Origin of the sequence: Flavobacterium hydrocarbonoxydans, assembly GCF_009789235.1 — a bacterium.
Lineage (GTDB): Bacteria > Bacteroidota > Bacteroidia > Flavobacteriales > Flavobacteriaceae > Flavobacterium > Flavobacterium hydrocarbonoxydans.
This window is the reverse complement of the sequence record NZ_WSTB01000010.1, coordinates 143,254-164,828: the sequence shown is the minus strand read 5'-3', so window position 1 is coordinate 164,828 and position 21,575 is coordinate 143,254. Positions and strand designations below refer to the sequence as shown.

The window sequence follows — 21,575 nt, the reverse complement described above, 5'->3', positions numbered from 1 at the left end:
ATCTAAAAACAAATATCAGCAAATTATTTATTATTTCCCTTACGCAAAATCCAAATCGGCAAATATTTATGCCAGACAAGTATAAGCATAATCAAAAAGCTTAATACCAGTAATTTTACGGTTTTTTTAGAAAAGTTTTAAAATCGTCTCAGGAAACGTTTAGGGCAAGTTATGAAGTACTTGCGAGGAGTCGTTATCGGTTAGAAAAACCTGATAACAATCGCGGTAAGAGTCGGAGATCAAAGCAGATTGAGTTCGCACGTTAAGATAGAATTTCTTCGTAAAATTGAAACGTCAATCTGCCAGAATCCCGATTGTATTAGTAGTGGTGATGTGCCACTTTTTTTGTAGATCTAATTTATTCTTTGGTTAAAATTGCAAAAAAACTTTAATCAATGATGATGCTATTAATCCCTTTTTCTAATGCCGTATCCTGTACTACTGGTACATGCAGTCCTTCAGCCCTGAACACAGTCAGGTCTTTCATGCCCAAAAAGCCTAAAAAAGACTTTAGATAGGGAGCTACAAAATCATTTGCTTTGCCTTGTTCATCGGTATAAACACCGCCCGAACTCATGGCCACATACACTTTTTTGCCCTCAACCAAACCCGTCGGAAGACCTTCTGCAGTATAACCAAATGTAATACCACGGCGGGTTATATGGTCGATCCAGGCTTTGAGAGAAGAGTGAATGGTAAGGTTTATTAGCGGTGCCCCTATAACTATTATATCCGATTCGAATACTTGTTTTACCAATTTGTCCGACAACTCTAGTCTCTGTTTCATTTCGGCTGTTTGGTGCTCGACTGGCGTAAAGATGGCCTGTAGTGTTTCAGGGGTAAGATGTGGAATGTTATTTTCGACCAAATCTAATTCTTCAACAGTGCTTTCGGGATATTTTTGCTGTATTTTTTCTACAATAGCATTACCTAATTTTCTGCTATACGATTGTTCACCCATTATGCTGGAATTGAGCTGTAATATTCTTTTTGAACTCATTTTTAAATGTTTTTATAATTTATCAGGAAACAAATTTAGGCCTAATAACTACTTAAAAGATAGTAGTTTCCTAAAGGAAAGTGGTTACTTTTAGGAAAGTGCGTACTTTTGTACCATGGAAAAAACGGAAAATAAAGTAACGGTTACTAAAGCAGAATGTACCAGCAGTTTGAGGAATGTAATTGATGCATTGTATGTATTAAATGGCAAATGGAAATTGCCAATTGTGCTTAGCTTAGTAAATGCTCCAAAGCGATTCAACGAAATCATGAAAGATTTAGAAGGTATTTCGCCAAAAATATTGGCACAGGAACTCCGACATTTAGAGCAAAACGAACTGGTAGTACGAAATGTATATCCTACTACACCTGTGAGTATCGTTTATGAGGCATCCGCATACAGCGAAACCTTGAATGATGTATTAAAAACATTAAGCCATTGGGGTGCAGGCCATAGAAATAAAATTATTGGCAAATAAACTGATTTTATAAAAAGGAACTATTATTGCTTTTTTTATTCCTGTACATTTTTATTAAACTCCTCGATTGTCTTTTTAAATTCTTTTTCAGTCAAGTAACCAATTAGATTGAGTTCTATTTTTTTAGTTTTTTCATTATAGAATAGTTCTATTTTTTCACCGTGAAGAAAGTGAAACCAAATTGATGCAATTTCATATTTTCTTTGTTCTTTCCACAACGTATCATAATCTCTTTCATCGGACTTGTAATCGTATTTTTCAGACAGGTATTCTGTTTCCGTCAATAAAATACTGCAAGGCTTAAAAAGGCACATTGCAGATTCAGACGCATAGATGTTTTGAGTTTTGCCAATGCCAATTTTTTCAATATTTGCTTCCGCTACAATCAAACCTAAATCTCTTTTGGTACGGTTCTTAAATTTTACAGTTCCCCTATTCGGATTGTTTTGTGCTGTTAATGTAAATGCGGCACAACAGCAGCCTTGTCTGATTTCGTATGTTTCATTTTCTCTAAATTTAGCCACAAAATTCAAAGTGTCATTATTTATAATTGCTTTACAATTATCGAATCCAGATTTGTTAATTCGAATACTGATGATAGAATCTTTTTCTCCAAAGTTTTGACCGTTAATTTCAAATTTGATATAATTTTCGGTTTCTTCTACATTTGGAAATACTTTTTGAAAATTTACAATAGCCGTTTGCCCAAAACTTATCGTGGAAATAATTAAAATTATAAAGCTTAGTAGTTGTTTCATTATTTCTTATTCCGTTTTTTCTAAAAGTGTTGCATGTTGATCTATTATTTATAATACTAAAATTATAAATTTGAATTTCATAAAAACTTTTACCTGTTGTATTTTTAATTAGTTTCTTTTATTACAATTGTTTTTGATAATTTATCGTGAAAACCACTAATAGAATATAAATAAGAAATACCATCAAATGGGATTAATCTACAAAACGTTCGTATTGTAATGTCAATAAAATTTGGTTTTTCACCTTCTAAATTTACTACTTTGGTTTTAGTAATGACTTTACCCAAAGTTTTCTGAAATATATTTTCTGCTAAAATAAAATACAAAAGAAATACTACGATTACTGTTGTTCTATTTACAAACAATATTTCCCTGGTACTGATTATATTAAATAGCTTTTGTATTATATAGACTATTGATACATAAAGGAGAAAAATAGCCACAATATCAATAATAAAGTTAATGCTGCGTAAAGTAGAATTAGCACTGTTTTTAAGAACTTCTTTTTGTTTTTGAGTTTTTTTTAGCTTCTTAATGGCAATTTCTTCTTTGCGTACTTCGTTCAGTTCCTCAATTTTTTTTAAATCAATATTGCGTAATCTAATTTCATTTTTTGCAGTTTCAACTGCTAAGGGCTGATATTTCTCACAATCAATAGTTACTAATAGAATCAATTCATCATTTGTTTTCTTAGTCATTAAATCCGTAAAAATATTTTCCATTTTTTATATTTTGGTTTCTTGCTTTGGTAATAACGTTCTGCAACTACAGCTGAAATATTACTTCTGAAAATATCTTTTCATTACATAATCATAGTTTTCCTTTCCTAACAATTCTTTACTATTAGTTATATATTCAGTGGCAGATAGAAATCCATAATACTCAACTCTTGCATCGACTTTAAGCTCTTTCAATAATTTATCTACAAGTTTTTTGAAAATTGTTAGAGTATCTTTATAATTCTCCAAATCTTTTTTAAATTTAATCGAAAATGGATCATCAAAACAAAAACTGTAGAGTTTGAATTTTTTGTCTGCATAGTCCGTTATATTCATAATATTTAAAATTCCAAGTAGATGACTGCAAAGTTGTTTTACCCCCGAACTATATATTCTTTTGTCTTCAAATTCCTTTATTACGGTGTCCAAAAAATCAATAAATTGTGCCGCAATGTCAGAACGAATATATTTACTTTCATTAAAATACTTCTCTTTAAAAATATTTTTTTTTGTTCCTAAATGAGTAATCTCAAAAAACTTAACTTCAAATAATTCAATGGTTTGTGATTCTACATTTTCAAACATAACGTCGATTTGAGCATCTTTATCAAAAACTTTCATAGGAAATTCAAATTGTAATGTTGGATTATTGACACCAGAAAAAACATTATAGGCGAATGCTTGAGAACTCTTTAAACTCCTAGCATGAATATGATATTTAAAATCTTTTGGAGGTAAAGTTATAAAATTATCGTTTTTTTCCTTCAACACAAAGCGGTGATTCTCTGTTATAATTTGATTGTAATGATTCTTGTAACCATTAACCACAAATTCTACAATTTCGTCTTTATAATTCATGTTCTCCTATTATCTACAAACAAATATCAACATTTATTTATTATTTCCCTTATGCGAAATCCTAATCGTCAAATATTTGTGCGAGGCAAGTATAAGCATTATCAAAAAGCTTAATACAAGTAGTTTTACGGTTTTTCAGAAAAGTTTTGGAATAATATCACGAAACGTTTAGGTTAAATCATGAAATGTTTGGGAGGAGTCATTATCGGTTAACAAAATTGAGTTACAATCATAATCCTTTATTTTATGTTGTGATTAAAAAACAATAAAATACATTTCGTCACAGAAGCTGTGACAAAATAAAGAAAAATAAAAAAAATCACAATAGTTGTGACATAAATAAAAATTTGAAAAAAAATCACAACTATTGTGACAAAATAAAAAATAAAAAAAAATATCACAGCTGTTGTGAGAAAACAAAAAATAAATAAATTTATAATAACAATAAAAACAACAACCCATACGAGTGATGAAAAAAGATAAAAGAATTGGAGAATTATTGGGTATAAAACAAGATGTAATGGCCTTACTGCTAAAAGTTACACGTAGCCAATGGGCCATGTATGTAACAGGAAAGCGCAGTTTGCCTACAGCCGCTAACCTAAAAATAACTGAAATGCTAACCTTCACCAGCCAACTGAATAAGGAGGGAAGTGAGCCCATAGCACTTGTAAAGACACAGGAATCAAAAATGAGGAAGTATATAGAAGACCAGCTCATCAACAATAAATACAGGCAATCTATTACCGAAGCTAAACTTAACAGTTGCAAGAAAAATTTCGAAGAGGGTATTATCGCTTTTCAGCTTGCAGGTTTTTTAGCGACCAAAGAAACGGAAAAAGTCCAAAATAGTATTGTAAACGTCATAAAAAACGATGCCGTAAACGCTATCGAGAAAAATAGTTTGCAGCTGCAGGAACAATACACGATTAAACTCCGAATGCTGCAACAAGAAGAGTTACTGTTGAAAGAGCGCCTTTCGCTTCAGTAAAACAATGAAGGTGATTAGTTTCTCGCAGATTTTGCAGATTCAGCAGATTTTTTCTTTTAATAAGAATGCTAAATTCCTACGGAATGAAACGCAACACTATTTTAGATAGATATAAATTAAATTTTTTGATTTCACACTGACATTCGCAATTTTAGCAGGCGTCCAGGTGACTTCTTCTATCAATTGCGTAGCTAATCTTCTGAAATAAGGAGTGTAGTTTTTGTTTTTTTCATGGTCGAAATGCAAAGAAAGTGTGTTGATTTTACCTTCTCCTTTCTCATTAACAAACATGTCAATATAAATACTGGCCGAAGAATTTTTATTGTTTTTAAAAATATAACCTGCAGGATATTGTACTGCTTTTTCAAAAGAGGCTTGAAGTCCGGAATGGTTAGAAGCATCATACGTGCTGTCATTGGGGTATAATGGCGGTTTATCCCAGCTTCTTTCATAATCCATGTAGCTGTAAGTTTGATCCAGATGTTTTACGATATATAAACTGTCTGCTACTAAGGAAACCGAATCTATAAATTTTCCTCCAAACTTTTTTTCTATGTTTTCCTGCATCAACGAACAGTAACAGCCTTGGGTTTTATTGGGTTCTTCAATATCAGAACTGCCTGTATATTCAAAATCTATTTTATATAATCGCAATAAACTATCCAGTTCGGTTTTACTTCTTAACACATGAAACCCAATACCTCCGGCATAATGGCAATGAACCAATTTAGCTTTCTGTATATCTTTCTTTGCTCTTTCGATTTCATCAAAACAATATCTATCATCAGGATGAACTTTGTCTATAAAAGATTTTTTTTTATTTTGATTACAAGATTGAAGTACAATAAATACCAATAGCAGTAACCCCCTTTTTATTCGCATACGATTATTATTTATAATTTAAAACCTTTCAGGAATTTGTGGTTGAAAAAAACTGCTGTTATGCACGCTGCTTATTCTATTTAAGTTGTTCTGCGATTCCGATTAAAATGCCTTCGGGGCCACGGATGTAACAAAGTTTATAAGAGTCCTGATATCTCACGACTTCATCAACAAGCTGTGCGCCATGTTTATAAAGTCGATCAAGGGTATCGTCGAGGTCAGCAACGGCAAACATAACACGTAAATAGCCTAAAGCATTTACCGGAGCAGCGCGATGATCTTCAATTACTTTCGGATTAAGGAATCTCGAAAGCTCCAATCGGCTGTTTCCGTCTGGTGTGACCATCATCGCAATCTCTACTGACTGATCCCGAAGTCCTGTTACACGACCAGACCACTCCCCTTCGATCATTGCTCTGCCTTCTAACGTAAGACCAAGTTCAAGGAAAAAAGCAATAGTTTCATCCAGCGATTCTACCACAATGCCAACATTGTCCATTCGGAGTAAATTATTTTTTTCCATAGTCTGAATTTATTTTTTAAACAGATTTAGGTAAAGTTACGCATAATGTACAGATAGCGCGGAAATTCTTTCCGTGCCCGTTCTTGTTGTCAGTTACTAAATGATATGATTTTTATAAAAGTATATTTTTCCTTTTATAAATTAAGAATACAGCAGTTGCAAATGCCAAAAATGCTACAATATGGTAAGTATAAACATGATATTTATAATCATTAGCTATTTTCCCTATTTCGTCTTTTTGGTTTGGACTTAATTCATCAATGTTTACCATTAAAGCATTAAGTTTTTCAGATTGATTTAGCATAAAATCATTCTGATATTTGTATTTCAAAATAATGCAAATCACAGTGATAACTAATAGTAAAATAATAACTGAATATAAAAATATTTTTTTCATTGAGGTAGAGTTTTTATTGATACAGATAGCGCAGATTTTCAATCCGTGCCCGTTCCAATTTTTCAGTTACTAAATTATAGATTGTAACGGAGTAGAGCTAGTTAGTAGAAATACGAGTGATCTTTTTTTTGGAAAACACCTGTTACCAGTTCGCGCTTCTTCTGTTGTCAGATTCTCCATACTAAAAACCATACTTGTCCTTCCGAAGTTTAAATGCTTTTTCTCCACCTTCCATAACAGAAGTAATTTCGTTTCTTACAAGTTTTTTATCAATTGCTCCTTCTTCTTTAATTATTCCTCTTGTCTGACTTGTTGAATCTTTGTAGTCACAACAAATAACAAGTTCTGCGTCTCCATTAACAACAAGATTTGCATTGTGACTTGTAAAAATCAATTGTCTTTTTTTCTTAGCTTCCCAAATGTTTTTAATTATTTGGTCAATTGCTCTATTGTCAATATCATCTTCGGGTTGGTCAATTAATAATGGAATTCCTGGTTGATTGAGCAATACGGTCAACAATGCAGTAGCTTGTTGTCCAGCAGAGGCTTCCCTAAATGGTATTACATCTCCAAGTTGATTGTTTGTCGTGTAATAAAACTCTGGGTTGAATTCTAGCTCACTAGCGGAAAGCCTTAACCAATCTTCTGATGATAGTTTACTACAAAGTTTTGATTTATGGTCTTCAGTATAACCACAATTTGTCAATAATGGTGTATCTGGAATTTTGAGTGTTTTGTCTTCTGATACTTTAAGTTCTGCTAGTTGCCTAAATTCTTCAAGTATTGCTGTATATTCTTTTATTGGGTCAGCGGATTGTTTAATTATATCAACTACAGAATCTATTCTTTCTTCTCTAATTCGAGTTCCTTCAAATATGTTTTTGAGTTGTGATTTGAAAGGTTGAAGATTAATACTCTTAGTAACTTCTGCTTTAATTAGGTTCTTAGATAGCTCTGTGAATTTAACGGCTTGTTCATTTAGCAATGTCACTTTTTCAGTATGGTATTTTTGCCAATTAAGCCTTTGAGCAGTAAAATCTTCTTCTGGTGTACCGATTTCTTTTAGAAGTAGTTTCCTATCGGAAATAATTTTATTTATTTCACTTAATCTTTTTTCTATTCTTTGAATTTCTAAAAGTTGTTGTTGACTGGATTGAGAATTACCTTTTGATAGTTCATAAGCTATTTCAAAAGTCTCTTTCCTTAGGTTCCATTGTTGAATAAATTCATTTAGTTTTAAAAGTTTTTCAGAGCTAAAAATTGCTTTAAATGCAAGAGCTGTGGCTTTTATTTCTACAAATGTTAAATCAATTTCATTCGAAATGTTCTGAATTAAATCTTTATTTTCTAATTGTTCAATATCTCCTAATGGTTCAGGATAGTTTTCTAAAAGGCGTAGTAATTCATCGGCTTTATTTTCAAAAACCGTTAATTCATTTTTTGAATTTGAAATAATCGTTTCCTCTTTCTCAAACTTCGGTTTTTTATTAATTGTTTCTTGGTCAGCAGTTGAAACACCTTTTAAAGATTTACGAATATTTTCCGCTTGGTTATTTAAGGATTGAGATTCAAGATTGAAGTTTTCAATTTCTTGTTCAATTTCTTTTTTTCGAATTAGTTGATTGTATGAGTTTTTGAGTTTTGTGCCAGTTTCATTAAGATTAAATTTTATTGAATCCAATCGATTGGTTATAGGTTGTTCTATAAACCTTTTTAATTCATCGGTTTTAACACCTACATCACTTAGTTGTTTTTGGCTGTATGATTGTATAGGAAGAATTTTTCTTATATCGTCTTCTTTGACTTGTTGAAAGTCTCCGTTGCCGATTCTTAAAAGTATTTCACGTGATTTAGAGTTTCTTTTTACAATGTGCAGAATCCCGTTTTTCTCCATTGCAATACGGACTTCCCCATTAACATCGGCAAGAGTTTTTTGAATTAAAGCTTCTCTTCTTTTTTCTATTATACTTAATTCATCAAAATCTGAATTTTGAATTGTTTGGTCGCAAAGACCCCATCTTAAATATTCAAGAATTGTAGATTTTCCAGTTCCTCTTCCACCGATTAGAGCATTATATTGTCTATTTAGATTAATATTAAATGTGCCAAGAAATTTTGAAGTTGTAACATCAATTGAATGAATAAATATTTGTGGTAATTCAGGTTCTACTTGAGATATTCTGGATTCTTTCGCTAGACAAGCTTGTTTAATAGCTTCTGCAGTTGGTTCAGCCCATTTTATCCAAGTTGAATATTTGCCAAATTCTCTACCATCTTCATATCGATTGTCTGAAGTAGAAATTAATGCGATAGATTTGTTGCCATAATTAACATCTCCACCGTTAAGTTTATTCTGATAACCACTTTCCGTTGAAATAGCTTTGTCTACATAACCTCCAACACAAGGCATTTTTCTATAATGTTCATGAAAACCACTTCGCATTATGGTATGGTCACCACTTTTTCCAACATTTGGTAAGATTACATATCTTCCTTTACAATAGCTTAGTTCATCTAGTTTTTCATGTAAATGCACTAAATCATTGATTACAGTCTGTGATATTTTTAATGTTGGAGTAGTAACTTTTTCAAATTCATTTGTTGGATTTATTCCGAAAAAATTTAATACTGAATCTAAATTAGAATCACTGAAGTCTGAGTCAAAAATGATAATACATTGGCTTACAGGATTTGCCAAACTCATTTCAATTCCCGGAAAAACAGTAATAATTTTTTCGAATTCGGAATTTGATTTGAACTCTTGATTCTGTAGTTCTGCAACTTTTCTTAACTGCTTTACAAATACAACATCATGATGGTCCGTCATCGCAATTGCATTTAACCCAGCGTCTCTGATTTTTTGTAAATATTCTTTTGAAAATTGCTCCCTTTCTAAAGTGATTTTTTCCTTTTGTTCAGGTGTTATATTTTCAATTTCTTCTGGATTTAGTCCATATTTATTTCCAGTATAAGCTATGTCTCTTGGACTATGTACTTGAAAATCGCATCTGTAAAAGTGTGCTCCTTTGTCCATTGTTTAATTGGTTTTGATTTTGGTTCGTATCATCCTTAATCATGATGACCAGTAACTTCTTTATGCTAGCCATAAAATGACTTTAATTTATTTTAGATGGTTTTAGTACCATAAACTCCATTATTATTCCTAAAAACAAATATCCTCATTCAATTAATATTTCCCTTACGGAAAACCATAATCGTCAAATATTTGTGCTGGACAAGTATAAGCATAATCAAAAAACTGCATACAAGTAGTTATACGGTATTTTAGAGAATATTAAGAATTGTCAAAAACCTCAAAACAAATCTGCAAAAAAAAAGCTTTAGCCAAAATCGTAATTTCAGCTAAAGCCTTTTACTTTATAAATCTATAATTCCTCCAGCTAAAGCAGGAGGCTATTCAAAAATTTAATATTAATTAAAATGTAAAAATTCGTGAATTGCTTTGCCTGTTCGCTATCGCTCGGGTCGTGGCTAAAAAAATCTTCAACTTAAATTACCTCCAGCTAAGCAGGAGGCTATTCAAAAATTCCAATAAAAATTCTTGCATTCGTGGCTAAAAAAAAACCTCAATGCTCCCCATACCCTACCTCATCCATCTTCCCACTAAAAACGCGATACTGTACAATCAGGTAAATAATCACCAGGAACAAAGCAATAAAAAACCAGTACAATCCAGCATTTAAACCGTATTCGCCAGCGGCGGTGTTATAGATTGTTAACGAAGGATTTACTTTATTGGTAGACGGCAGCACATTCGGGAAAATCGAAACGGCTGTTGAGGCAAAACCTCCCACGAGAAATAAACTCGAAAACAAAAATCCTAAACCGTCTTTCTGGTACGTTCGCACTTTGAATAACCCCACAATACCCACAAAAGTCATTAGCGGAAAAAACCACAAAACAGGGTTGTCAATAAAATTATGAAACGGCTCCGCCTCGATAAAATGCCAGATCTGCAAGGAAATAATAACCAAAATCAGTAAAACGATATTCAGTTTAAAAACCACATTTTTAAGCTGGGTGTTCAAAGACGAATTGGTTTTGAAAATAATCCAGTTGGCGCCGTGAATCGTCAGGGCAACCACACTCACAATCCCCAGGAAAAGCGTAAACCAATCGATAATACCCAACTCATTCGCCTGCGGGCTAAAAGTAGGATTCCATAAAGGCAAAAAGAAATAATGCGCTTCCTGAGTCGAAACACCATTTTCGACCATTCCGAGATTGACACCGCGCACGATATTCCCCAAAGCAATCCCGAAGAACAACGCCAGCAGCAAACTCGCAATCCCGAAGGCTTTATCCCAGATGACTTCCCACATGGGGTGATGCACCTGACCGCGCATTTCAAGACCAATCGCACGGAAAATCAACAGCCATAAAATCATGATCAGCGGCAAATAAAAACCACTGAACGAAGACGCATACAAGGTTGGAAAAGCAAAAAACAAAACGCCTCCCGCTGCAATAATCCACACTTCATTGGCATCCCAAAACGGACCAATGGCGCTTGTAATGGCTTTTTTATCTTTCTCTGTTTTGGCCAAAAACAAATGAATAATTCCTGCTCCAAAATCGTAACCGTCTAACACTATATATACTGCCAGAATTCCCATTAAAACTACGTACCAAAAAAATTCCATACTTATATTTTTTCTGTTGAAAGTTCCACATTGTGAGGCCCTTTATTGATAATTTTTCCAACCAAAAGCAAAAACAGCATTCCGAGTAACAGATACAATCCTATAAAACCTAATAAAGTAAATAAGGTGTTTCCTGATGAAACGGTTGGCGAAGCGCCTTCGGAAGTTCGCAGCAAATTATAAACGAGCCAGGGTTGTCGGCCTAATTCGGCCGTGTACCAGCCTGTAGTATTGGCGATATACGGAAAGGGAATCATAAAGAGCAGCGACCATAAAATCCATTTGGTTTCGAAAAGTTTCTTTCGAAAAAGCTGAAAAACCGCAAAAACCATCAGACCAATAAATAAGGTACCAAGTCCTACCATAATATGATACGCGTAATACAGCCCCGAAATATTGGTAGGATGCACGTCTTCTTTATAATTATCCAGTCCTTTTATGGTCTGATTCCAGCTTCCGTAAGTTAGGAAACTCAGGATATTGGGAACGGCAATTTTATTGTCGAGCTTTTTATCTTTTACATCCGGCTGACCGATTAAAACAATTTCGGAACCTTCTTTTTCGGTATGAAAAATTCCTTCCATCGCAGCAAACGTTACGGGTTGGTATTTCACGACATTTTTAGCCAGTAAATCTCCCGTAGGAACCGCCACGATTATACTCGAAATCAATCCGAAGATCACGCCCGTTTTCACGAACAATCTCCCGAAAGCAACATTCTTCTGACTCAAAATATAAAAAGCGCCAATTCCGGCTACCACAAACGAACTCGTTACCAACGAAGCTGCCTGATTGTGCAAATAAGAAGGCCAAAGCCAAGGATTGAGGAATAACGCTTTGAAATTCGTCAATACAAATTTTCCGTTTTCGAGAATTTCATAACCCACCGGATTCTGCATCCACGAATGCGTGGCAATAATCAGGTAACCACTCGCCCAGGAACCAATGCAAATTAATAATCCGGTTACAAAATGCCATTTGTGTCCAATGAGTTTTTCTCCAAATAAAAAGATACCGAGAAAAGAGGATTCTAAGAAAAAGGAGAACATGCCTTCCATCGCCAAAGTCTGTCCGATGATTCCGCCTGTGAGCTCAGAGAATTTAGCCCAATTGGTTCCGAACTGAAACTCCATCGGAATTCCGGTTACGACACCCATCGCAAAGTTGAGTGCGAAGATTTTCATCCAGAAATGCGTAGCGTGGTTGTAGTGTTCGTCTTTGGTTCGAAGATATTTCCATTTAAAATAAACAATAATCAGCGAAAGACCCATTGTAAGTTGCGGAAAAAGATAATGAAAGGTAATGGTGAAGGCGAATTGCATTCGGTCATAAAAGAGCATTTCTTCCATAAGAAGTGATTTATTTGTTTATGAAGTCCCACAAATTTACCTATTAAAACCCGAATAGCTGTACTGTAAAAACAGTTTATTTGTAAAGTTTTGAACCCTATACGTGATATAAATTTAGCATAGACAATATCACCATATAAGTGATGACAATTAAACCATATAAGTGATAGAAGTTCATTTAAAAAACTTTGTGTGAAAAGGTAATTCATGAAGCAACTTGCCCAAAGTTTGTCATTCCGTAGGAATCTTAGCTAATGTAAATCACCGCATTCAGAGATTCCTGCGGAATGACAAGATTGTGTAAAACTGTGAACTGTTTTTATTTTAAGTTTTAAAAATTAATGTCATCTCTCGCAAAGGCGCAGAGTCGCAAAGTTTTTTTTAACTGATTAAGTTTTCTTTACGCATCCTATGTTTGGGAGATTCTATTTTTCGTTTCAATTTTCAGTAGAGGCGCACAGCAGTGCGTCTTTTAGGTGTGATGGTCTCTCGCAAAGACGCAAAGGCGCAAAGTTTTGTCTCCCGCAGATTTAGCAGATTTAGCAGATTTTTTTAAATCCTTTCAATCCTTTAATCTGTGGCTTTAAAAAAAACTTTGCGCCTTTGCGTCTTTGCGAGAACCAGACAACACTACACAATCTTGTCATTCCGTAGGAATCTTAGTTAATCTAAATCACCGCATTTAGAGATTCCTACGAAATGACAAGATTGTGTACAACAGGTTCCTGTAATTTAACCCAAAAATCAAATGAACTTATATCACTTATATGGTAAAACCATTTAACCATTTTTCGAAAAAATCATACATCTGTAACATTAGTCACTTATATTCATGAAAAACAAAGGTATCTTTGTGTAACATTATTTTAGATTGTATATCATGAAAATCGAACAAATTTACACCGGTTGTTTAGCGCAGGGTGCTTATTATATCACTTCAAACGGAGAGGCCGCGATTATTGATCCGCTTAGGGAAATTCAGCCTTATCTGGATCGTTTAGAGCGCGATCAGGTGAAGTTAAAATATATTTTTGAGACGCATTTTCACGCTGATTTTGTTTCCGGTCATCTTGATTTAAGCAAAGAAACTCAGGCGCCAATCGTTTACGGGCCCAATGCTGCTCCGGAATTTGACTGTATTATTGCCAAAGACGGACAGGAATTTAAAGTAGGCAACATTACTATAAAAGCACTGCACACTCCAGGTCACACCATGGAAAGCACGACTTATTTACTGATTGATGCCGACGGAAAAGATCACGCTATTTTCTCTGGAGATACCTTGTTTATTGGCGACGTGGGCCGACCGGATCTGGCACAAAAAGCCGCTGCCATGACGCAGGAGGAACTGGCTGGAATTTTATACCATTCGCTTCGCAATAAAATCATGACGCTTGCCGATCATGTTATTGTTTACCCGGCACACGGAGCCGGAAGTGCCTGCGGAAAAAACATGAGCAAAGAAACAGTTTCGACTATCGGGAATCAGAAAGCAACGAATTACGCTTTACGCGAAAATATGACAGAACCCGAATTTATCACCGAAGTAACCGATGGCTTATTGCCTCCGCCGGCTTATTTTAGTATGAATGTGGCGATGAATAAAAAAGGATACGAAAGCTTCGAATCGGTATTGCACAACGGAATGAAGGCCATAACAGCAGCTGAATTTGAGGCTGTTGCCGAAGAAACAAACGCACTGGTTTTGGACACCAGAAAAAATAGTGATTTTTATAAAGGATTTATTCCGCAGTCGATTAATATTGGGATCAATGGTGATTTTGCACCGTGGGTGGGAACTTTGATTGCGAATGTAAAACAACCTATTATATTAGTAACCGAAATGGGTCAGGAAGAAGAAACCGTAACCCGTTTGAGCCGCGTAGGTTTTGATCAGATTATTGGGCATCTCGAAGGTGGTTTTGAAGCCTGGGAGAAAGCTGGTTTTGAAATCGATACGGTAAACAGAATTTCGGCAGAAGAATTTGCAACCGAATTTAACCCAGCCGAAAATAAAGTAATCGACATTCGTAAAGAAACAGAATACAGCGCCGAACATATTGATGATGCTTACAACAAACCCTTAGCTTTTATTAATGACTGGGTAAAAGACATCAACCCAAATGAACATTTTTATTTGCATTGCGCAGGTGGTTATCGCAGTATGATTGCAGCTTCGATTTTGCAGGCAAGAGGTTTTAGAAACTTCACTGAAATCGATGGTGGTTTTGGAGCAATCGCAAAAACCAATATCCCAAAATCTGATTTTGTTTGTCAAAGCAAAATCCTGAAAGCGTAATTTTTTTCACCATATAAGTTATATAAGTTCATTTAATTACTGTGGGTTTAAAAATCTGACTTATTAATTGGTTAAACTAAGATTGTTTTTAACCATATAAGTCATTAAGTTCATTTAATTGTGATAGTAATTCGCTTAACTGGCTAAACTTATATGATATTAATTCAGCGCAATGTAAACACCAGGTTATATTTTCTTATATAACTTATATGGTAAAAAAAAAACATTAAATATTAAAACATGAGTATAATAGAAATTATAAAAGAACCTTGGCCTTGGTATGTTTCAGGTCCGCTAATTGGATTGACTGTACCCATTTTATTGCTAATCGGAAATAAATCTTTCGGGATTAGCTCATCGTTGCGACATATTTGCGCGGCTTGTATTCCGGCGAATATTTCATTCTTTAAATACGACTGGAAAAAAGAAAGCTGGAATTTATTTTTCGTGTTCGGAATTTTCCTTGGCGGAATCATCGCGACATATTTCCTATCCAATCCAAATGCGATTGAAATTACCCCACAGCTTTCAGAGCAATTAGCAACTTACGGCATTACCGATCATTCGGGATTATTGCCGGCACAGCTTTTCTCGTGGGAAAGTTTGTTCACACTTCGTGGTTTTATTATGATTGTCGTGGGCGGATTTATGGTCGGTTTCGGAACGCGTTACGCGGGCGGATGCACGAGTGGTCATGCGATTATGGGAATTTCGAACCTGCAATGGCCTTCATTGGTGGCGACGATCTGTTTTATGATTGGCGGTTTTATTATGGCCAATTTGATTTTGCCGTATATTCTTTCACTTTAAAATTTAGAAAATGAATAATTCAGAAAATAAAATTACCGATACAGAAGGAATCAACGGAAGCCAACTGAAAGATTCCGGAATTTCAAACCTAAAATATATGTTGGTGGGAATCGTTTTTGGAATCGTATTCGTAAAAGCAGAAATCATCAGCTGGTACCGTATTCAGGAAATGTTTCAGTTACAATCGTTCTTTATGTATGGTGTAATTGGCAGCGCCGTTGTGGTGGGAATCATTTCGGTACAAATCATTAAAAGATTTAATATTAAAACCATTCAGGGCGAAAAAATCGAAATTCAGCCCAAAACCTTTAATAAAGGACAAATTTATGGCGGATTGCTTTTTGGTTTTGGATGGGCGATTACCGGAGCTTGTCCTGGGCCCTTGTTTGCTCAGATTGGAACGGGAGTTACAGTAATTGTGGTGACTTTGTTAAGTGCAATTGCAGGAACCTGGGTTTATGGGTTGCTTAAAAACAAATTGCCTCATTAATTTTTTTATCTAAAATAATATAGACCCGACTCGTTTAAAAACCTGTCGGGTCTGTTTTTTTTATCTAAAATCTAAACTCAGAAATCTAACATTTAAAATTAGGGCGTGCCACCATCCCGATAAAAAGGGTGATGCTCTTTGCGTTTACACCCCTTTTTATCGGGATGCTGTCGGGCTTTCGCTGCTACTTCGGTAGCTTAGCTCAATCCCTCACGCAAAACGTACTTCAAATCACCATTCATTTTTAAAAACAGAATTTTACTTTTTATTTAAGAACAACATCAATTTATTCCCATACCTTTTCTTATGTTTGTTATAAGCCAAAAACCTCCCAAAGCAAAGCCTTAAAGACTATATGAATCGTAAAGAACAATTATCCAAATTACAAAATACCGAAAATTGGGACGTCATAATCATTGGCGGAGGATCCAGTGGCCTCGGAACCGCTATTGACGCTGCAAACCGCGGTTACAATACAATTTTACTTGAAGCCGTTGATTTTGCAAAAGGAACTTCAAGCAGAAGTACCAAATTAGTTCATGGTGGAGTACGATATCTGGCACAAGGAAATGTACATCTGGTTCGTGAGGCATTAAAAGAAAGAGGATTATTGGCTAAAAACGCTGGCCATTTAGTCAAAAATCAATCCTTTGTTATTCCGAATTACAATTGGTGGAGCGGGTATTTTTACACCATCGGATTAAAAATTTATGATTTACTGGCAGGCTGCTTAAGTTTAGGATCTTCAAAATACATTTCAAAGAAAAAAACTATCGAAATGCTTCCTAATTTACAGGAAAAAGATTTGGTCAATGGTGTAATTTATCACGACGGACAATTTGATGATTCCCGATTGGCCATCAATATGGCACAAACTGCTGTAGAAAACGGGGCTTGCGTTTTAAACTATACCAAAGTTGTCCATTTATTAAAGGACGATAATAACCAAGTTACTGGTGTTCGGGTATCAGATCAGGAAACCGGAAATAAATATGATATAAAAGGATCTGCCATCATAAATGCAACAGGTGTTTTTACAAATGCCATAATGAAAATGAACGATGACGTTTATAAAAAATATATCGTTCCGAGTCAGGGAATTCATTTGGTGTTTGATAAATCTTTTTTGCCCGGCGATCATGCACTAATGATTCCGAAAACAAAAGACGGAAGAGTTCTATTTGCCGTTCCGTGGCACAATAGTGTTGTAGTAGGTACAACAGACACCTTGATTAAAAGTCATAGTTTAGAACCCATTGCTTTAGAAAGCGAAGTTCAGTTTGTACTTGAAACTGCCGGACGCTTTTTAGCAAAAAGACCAACAAGAGCAGATGTATTGTCTGTTTTTGCAGGATTACGTCCATTAGCCGCACCTAAAGAAGAAGGTAAAAGCACTAAAGAAGTTTCCAGAAGTCACAAAATTCTCGTTTCTAAAACTGGCCTCATAACCATTACAGGAGGAAAATGGACAACTTACCGAAAAATTGCTCAGGACATTATAGATAAAGCCATCAGTATCCACAAACTGCCTAAAAAACCTTGTCAAACAGAACATCTTGCGATTCATGGAAATAAACCCACCACTACAACTGAACGCGAAAATCATTTATATATCTACGGTTCTGATATTCCTAAAATAATCGAACTACAAAATAGCGAACCTGAATTAAAAGAAAAACTACATCCTAATCACGAATTCACAATGGCTGAAGTAGCCTGGGCCATTCGTTATGAAATGGCAAGAACTGTCGATGATATTCTGGCAAGACGCGTGCGATTATTATTCTTAGATGCAAGAGCTGCAATTGAATCTTCCGAAAAAACAGCCCAATTAATTGCAAAAGAACTTTGTTATGATGAAGCCTGGATTGAGAAAGAAATCCTCGATTTTAAAAAAATAGCAAAAGGTTTCCTTCTATCTGAATTCCAATTAATTTAATTAACAAAAAATTAACGCAACATTTGTATATACAACTATTAATATTTCTACATTTGTATATACAAATTATACACTTACGACTATGACAATTGAAGAGGTTATAAAAAGTACAGTTAAGATGGATAATGCGAAAAAAGTTATTCTGAATATCATGTACACGCAAAATGTGATTCAGGATCATTTTAACGAGTTGATAAAACCGTATGATCTTTCTGGAGAGCAATATAATGTACTGCGTATATTAAGAGGACAAAAAGGCAATCCTGCTAATATGTGTGTGATACAGGAACGGATGCTGGCTAAAACCAGCAACACCACAAGACTGGTTGACAAATTGTTGCTAAAAGAATTTGTTACCCGAAATGTCTGTCCTGGAAACAGGAGAAAAATCGAAGTTTTGATCACGCAAAAAGGATTAGAAGTTTTGAAAGAATTAGACCCAAAAGTAGATGAACACGAGCGTTTGTTTGCACAAAATATAAGTCCTGAAGAATTAGAATTATTAAATACATTATTAGAAAAATACCGAACTCAACAAAATTAATATTATGAGCAAAATTTTAGAAAATTTAAACTGGAGATACGCTACTAAAAAGTACGATGCGACCCGAAAAATATCAGAATCGGATTTGAATACATTAAAAGAAGCTGTAAGGCTAAGCGCATCTTCTTACGGATTACAACCTTATAAAGTGATTATCGTGGATACTCCTGAAGTAAGAGAAAAACTGAAAGCCGTAGCCTGGAACCAAACTCAGATTACAGATGCTTCTCACTTATTTATTTTTGCCAATGATTTGAATGCTGGCACGGAATCTGTAGCAGCTTATATCAAGAACATTAGCGAGACAAGAGGAATTCCTCTAGAGGCTTTAGGTGGACTTGAAGACATGATAAATGGTGCGATTACAAGCCGTTCTGAAGAATCTAAAAATATCTGGACTTCAAAACAAACTTATATTGCTTTAGGAAATTTATTGGCGGCAGCAGCTGAATTGAAAATTGACGCAACACCAATGGAAGGATTTGATCCTGCTGCGTTTAATGAAATTTTAGGATTAGACAAATTAGGCTTAAACGCTGCTGTAATTGCAACTGTAGGTTACAGACATGAAGAAGACGATACGCAACATTACAAAAAAGTTAGAAAATCTCAAGACGAATTATTTATCACACTATAATTATTAATAACAATCAAAATCAATTTTTACAACATGAAAAATTTAAAAACAATTGCAATAGCATTATTCGTAGCAGTAGCTAGCGTTTCGGTAAACGCACAAACTAAGAAAATCGACGTAAAGGCGAGTACTATCAAATGGGTAGGAAAAAAAGTAACAGGTGAGCACTCAGGAACTGTAAACTTTAAAGACGGAGCTGTAGTTCTTAAAGGAAAAAAATTAGTTGGTGGTAGTTTTACTGTTGATATGACTTCATTGACAGCTACAGATTTAACTGGAGAATACCAAGGAAAATTGAATGGTCACCTGAAAGCTGATGATTTCTTTGGAACTGATAAATTCCCAACTGCTAAATTAGTTATCAAAACTATCGGAACTAAATCTAAAGATGTTTACACTGCAACTGCAGATTTGACTATCAAAGGAATTACTAAACCAGTAACTTTTGATATCGCTGTAAACGGAAACACTGCTACAACTGCATTTAAAGTGGACAGAACTAAATACGATATTAAATACGGTTCAGGAAGTTTCTTTGAAGGTTTAGGAGACAAAACTATCAATGACGAATTCGAATTGACAGTAGCTTTAAAATTCTAATATTTTCGACTTACTAATTCAAATATTCAGGGAACCCCAACAGTTTAGATTGTTGGGGTTTCTTTTTTTCTGTTTTCAAAAACATAACGTTCTTAATAGTAACGTAACGCTTTGATAATATCTACTCAGAGTTTGATTAACATTTGGCTTCTACTTTTGGACTCGTTAAAACAATCCAAAACTAGCAATAGAAATCATCGTTATGAAAACAAAAATACACGTTATCCTTACAAGTCTTTTTTGCATTTTTTCGCTTCAGGCACAACAACCAAAAGGAATTTATGGCAACACAAACTGGATGAACAACTGGACCAATTTTAAACCTGCCAATACCGAATATAACGAAGCTACTAATATTATAGCCGGAACGATAGACAAAGACACCCGACTAACGAAACGCAACACCTATCAATTAGTAGGTATTGTGTATGTAACCAATAATGCTGTTTTAACCATCGAACCCGGAACTGTAATTCGTGGCGATGATAAAACCTGCGGAACATTAGTTATAACTAACGGCGCGAAAATTATGGCCGAGGGTCTGGAAACTGACCCAATTGTATTTACCACTAACAAAGAGATTAATGATAGAAAACCAGGCGACTGGGGCGGGATTATCATTTTAGGAAAAGCTCCCATAAATTCTCTTGGCGGTATTCATATTTTGCCTTTTAATCTGGAACCTATGCTAAATCATTATGGTGGTCAGGATGCTGAGGACAATTCTGGAATTTTAAAATTTGTGAGAATTGAATATTCCGGAAGAAAATTAAGCGCACTGAAAGAGCTAAACGGTCTTTCGTTAGCAGGTGTGGGACGAAAAACGGTTTTGAGCAATATTCAGATTAGTTTTTCTAATGATGATTCATTTGAATGTTATGGAGGAGATTTGAATATGAATAATCTGATTTCGTACCGAACAACCGATGATGATTTCGATTTTACACAGGGGGCGCAAATTAATATCAACAATAGTATTGCGGTTCGTCATCCCTTTTCATCAGACATTTCAGGCTCCAGATGTTTTGAAGTAGATTCGTATGACAAAATCGAAAATACGGATATGACTAAAAAAATGACCCAAATAAACGCCTCAAATATCACCCTTATTAATCTTGAAGAAAACAATCAGGGTTTGGTTAGAGAATCTATTTATGTGAGAGAAAACACTTTTTTTAATTTGAATAATAGTGTCGTTTCAGGTTTTAGTCCTTTTGTTTTATTAGAGGGAAATATAGGCAACGGCGATGTGAATCTATCGAAAATAAACTTTAAAAACACAATAATTAATAATTGCAATGGTGGAATTACGAGTGAGTCTGCCGGTAGCAACGGAATTATTAAAACGTATTATAGTAATGCAGCTTCTGGCTTAGATTATACCAATATTAAAAACAATAATTTGTTTACAATGCCCAACATCAAAGGGAATCCTGATTTCAGGATGAATGTCAATAACACGATTGCAATTGGAAATTAAGGGATTAAAAAGGCTTTTTATTTTCAAAATTTAACAAAATTATATTTTTACAAAAGTTTTTTTTGAAATTTTATGTATCGTAATTCAATTTACATTTATATATTTGTGAAATCAAAATAAGATATGCAAACAACAATAAACAATACTTGGTGGTGGA

Annotated in this window: 20 protein-coding genes; 10 read left to right on the top strand and 10 right to left on the bottom strand. The window is 34.5% G+C overall.

Annotation, left to right across the window (positions count from 1 at the left end; genetic code table 11):
• Positions 1 to 388: 388 nt before the first annotated feature.
• Positions 389 to 1,000 (bottom strand): FMN-dependent NADH-azoreductase, encoded by a 612-nt coding sequence (locus tag GON26_RS17020; RefSeq protein WP_160375972.1) that lies wholly within the window; start codon positions 998 to 1,000, stop codon positions 389 to 391.
• Positions 1,001 to 1,115: 115 nt separating this feature from the next.
• Between GON26_RS17020 and GON26_RS17015 the strand changes: the two genes are divergently transcribed.
• Entirely contained in the window at positions 1,116 to 1,478 is a 363-nt protein-coding gene (locus GON26_RS17015; protein WP_160375971.1) for a winged helix-turn-helix transcriptional regulator, read from the top strand.
• A gap of 35 nt (positions 1,479 to 1,513) precedes the next feature.
• On the opposite strand, the gene GON26_RS17010 is transcribed toward GON26_RS17015, so the two are convergent.
• The 3 genes from GON26_RS17010 to GON26_RS17000 form a co-directional block, all read right to left on the bottom strand.
• Positions 1,514 to 2,236, bottom strand: coding sequence for a hypothetical protein (locus GON26_RS17010; RefSeq protein ID WP_160375970.1), 723 nt, complete (start codon positions 2,234 to 2,236; stop codon positions 1,514 to 1,516).
• Positions 2,237 to 2,340: 104 nt separating this feature from the next.
• Complete coding sequence (locus GON26_RS17005) at positions 2,341 to 2,958, bottom strand: RDD family protein (RefSeq protein ID WP_160375969.1); 618 nt, start codon at positions 2,956 to 2,958, stop codon at positions 2,341 to 2,343.
• Between the two features lie 57 nt (positions 2,959 to 3,015).
• Positions 3,016 to 3,813: a hypothetical protein gene (locus tag GON26_RS17000; protein WP_160375968.1), complete on the bottom strand. Its 798-nt coding sequence runs from the start codon at positions 3,811 to 3,813 to the stop codon at positions 3,016 to 3,018.
• Positions 3,814 to 4,282: 469 nt separating this feature from the next.
• On the opposite strand from GON26_RS17000, the gene GON26_RS16995 reads away from it, so the two are divergent.
• Positions 4,283 to 4,804, top strand: a complete 522-nt coding sequence (locus tag GON26_RS16995) for a hypothetical protein (RefSeq protein ID WP_160375967.1) — start codon at positions 4,283 to 4,285, stop codon at positions 4,802 to 4,804.
• A 96-nt stretch (positions 4,805 to 4,900) separates the two neighbouring features.
• Here the strand turns inward: GON26_RS16995 and GON26_RS16990 are convergent, their stop codons facing one another.
• The 6 genes from GON26_RS16990 to GON26_RS16965 all read right to left on the bottom strand — a co-directional run bounded on the left by GON26_RS16990 (position 4,901) and on the right by GON26_RS16965 (position 12,619).
• Positions 4,901 to 5,686: a hypothetical protein gene (locus tag GON26_RS16990; RefSeq protein WP_160375966.1), complete on the bottom strand. Its 786-nt coding sequence runs from the start codon at positions 5,684 to 5,686 to the stop codon at positions 4,901 to 4,903.
• Positions 5,687 to 5,762: 76 nt separating this feature from the next.
• Positions 5,763 to 6,185: a VOC family protein gene (locus GON26_RS16985; RefSeq protein ID WP_230407959.1), complete on the bottom strand. Its 423-nt coding sequence runs from the start codon at positions 6,183 to 6,185 to the stop codon at positions 5,763 to 5,765.
• A gap of 136 nt (positions 6,186 to 6,321) precedes the next feature.
• Positions 6,322 to 6,606 (bottom strand): hypothetical protein, encoded by a 285-nt coding sequence (locus GON26_RS16980; RefSeq protein WP_160375964.1) that lies wholly within the window; start codon positions 6,604 to 6,606, stop codon positions 6,322 to 6,324.
• A 181-nt stretch (positions 6,607 to 6,787) separates the two neighbouring features.
• Positions 6,788 to 9,640 (bottom strand): TrlF family AAA-like ATPase, encoded by a 2,853-nt coding sequence (locus GON26_RS16975; RefSeq protein WP_160375963.1) that lies wholly within the window; start codon positions 9,638 to 9,640, stop codon positions 6,788 to 6,790.
• Between the two features lie 553 nt (positions 9,641 to 10,193).
• The gene (gene cydB / locus GON26_RS16970) at positions 10,194 to 11,270 is read right to left on the bottom strand and encodes a cytochrome d ubiquinol oxidase subunit II (protein WP_160375962.1); all 1,077 of its coding nucleotides are present in this window, start codon (positions 11,268 to 11,270) and stop codon (positions 10,194 to 10,196) included.
• Positions 11,271 to 11,272: 2 nt separating this feature from the next.
• A complete protein-coding gene (locus tag GON26_RS16965) occupies positions 11,273 to 12,619 on the bottom strand; it encodes a cytochrome ubiquinol oxidase subunit I (protein ID WP_160375961.1) in 1,347 nt (448 codons plus the stop codon).
• An 880-nt stretch (positions 12,620 to 13,499) separates the two neighbouring features.
• Between GON26_RS16965 and GON26_RS16960 the strand changes: the two genes are divergently transcribed.
• The 8 genes from GON26_RS16960 (at position 13,500) to GON26_RS16925 (ending at position 21,418) form a co-directional block, all read left to right on the top strand.
• Entirely contained in the window at positions 13,500 to 14,918 is a 1,419-nt protein-coding gene (locus tag GON26_RS16960; protein WP_160375960.1) for an MBL fold metallo-hydrolase, read from the top strand.
• A 240-nt stretch (positions 14,919 to 15,158) separates the two neighbouring features.
• Positions 15,159 to 15,728, top strand: coding sequence for a YeeE/YedE family protein (locus GON26_RS16955; protein WP_202110891.1), 570 nt, complete (start codon positions 15,159 to 15,161; stop codon positions 15,726 to 15,728).
• A gap of 10 nt (positions 15,729 to 15,738) precedes the next feature.
• Positions 15,739 to 16,218 carry a DUF6691 family protein gene (locus tag GON26_RS16950; RefSeq protein ID WP_160375959.1) on the top strand — a complete coding sequence of 160 codons (480 nt, stop codon included), beginning with the start codon at positions 15,739 to 15,741 and terminating at the stop codon, positions 16,216 to 16,218.
• 355 nt (positions 16,219 to 16,573) lie between these two features.
• Complete coding sequence (locus tag GON26_RS16945; RefSeq protein WP_160375958.1) at positions 16,574 to 18,157, top strand: glycerol-3-phosphate dehydrogenase/oxidase; 1,584 nt, start codon at positions 16,574 to 16,576, stop codon at positions 18,155 to 18,157.
• Between the two features lie 82 nt (positions 18,158 to 18,239).
• Positions 18,240 to 18,701, top strand: a complete 462-nt coding sequence (locus tag GON26_RS16940) for a MarR family winged helix-turn-helix transcriptional regulator (RefSeq protein WP_160375957.1) — start codon at positions 18,240 to 18,242, stop codon at positions 18,699 to 18,701.
• A gap of 4 nt (positions 18,702 to 18,705) precedes the next feature.
• Positions 18,706 to 19,338 carry an NAD(P)H-dependent oxidoreductase gene (locus tag GON26_RS16935; protein WP_160375956.1) on the top strand — a complete coding sequence of 211 codons (633 nt, stop codon included), beginning with the start codon at positions 18,706 to 18,708 and terminating at the stop codon, positions 19,336 to 19,338.
• A gap of 33 nt (positions 19,339 to 19,371) precedes the next feature.
• Positions 19,372 to 19,938: a YceI family protein gene (locus tag GON26_RS16930; RefSeq protein ID WP_160375955.1), complete on the top strand. Its 567-nt coding sequence runs from the start codon at positions 19,372 to 19,374 to the stop codon at positions 19,936 to 19,938.
• Positions 19,939 to 20,140: 202 nt separating this feature from the next.
• On the top strand, positions 20,141 to 21,418 hold the full coding sequence (locus GON26_RS16925) for a hypothetical protein (RefSeq protein WP_160375954.1): 1,278 nt from the start codon (positions 20,141 to 20,143) through the stop codon (positions 21,416 to 21,418).
• Positions 21,419 to 21,575: the final 157 nt, after the last annotated feature.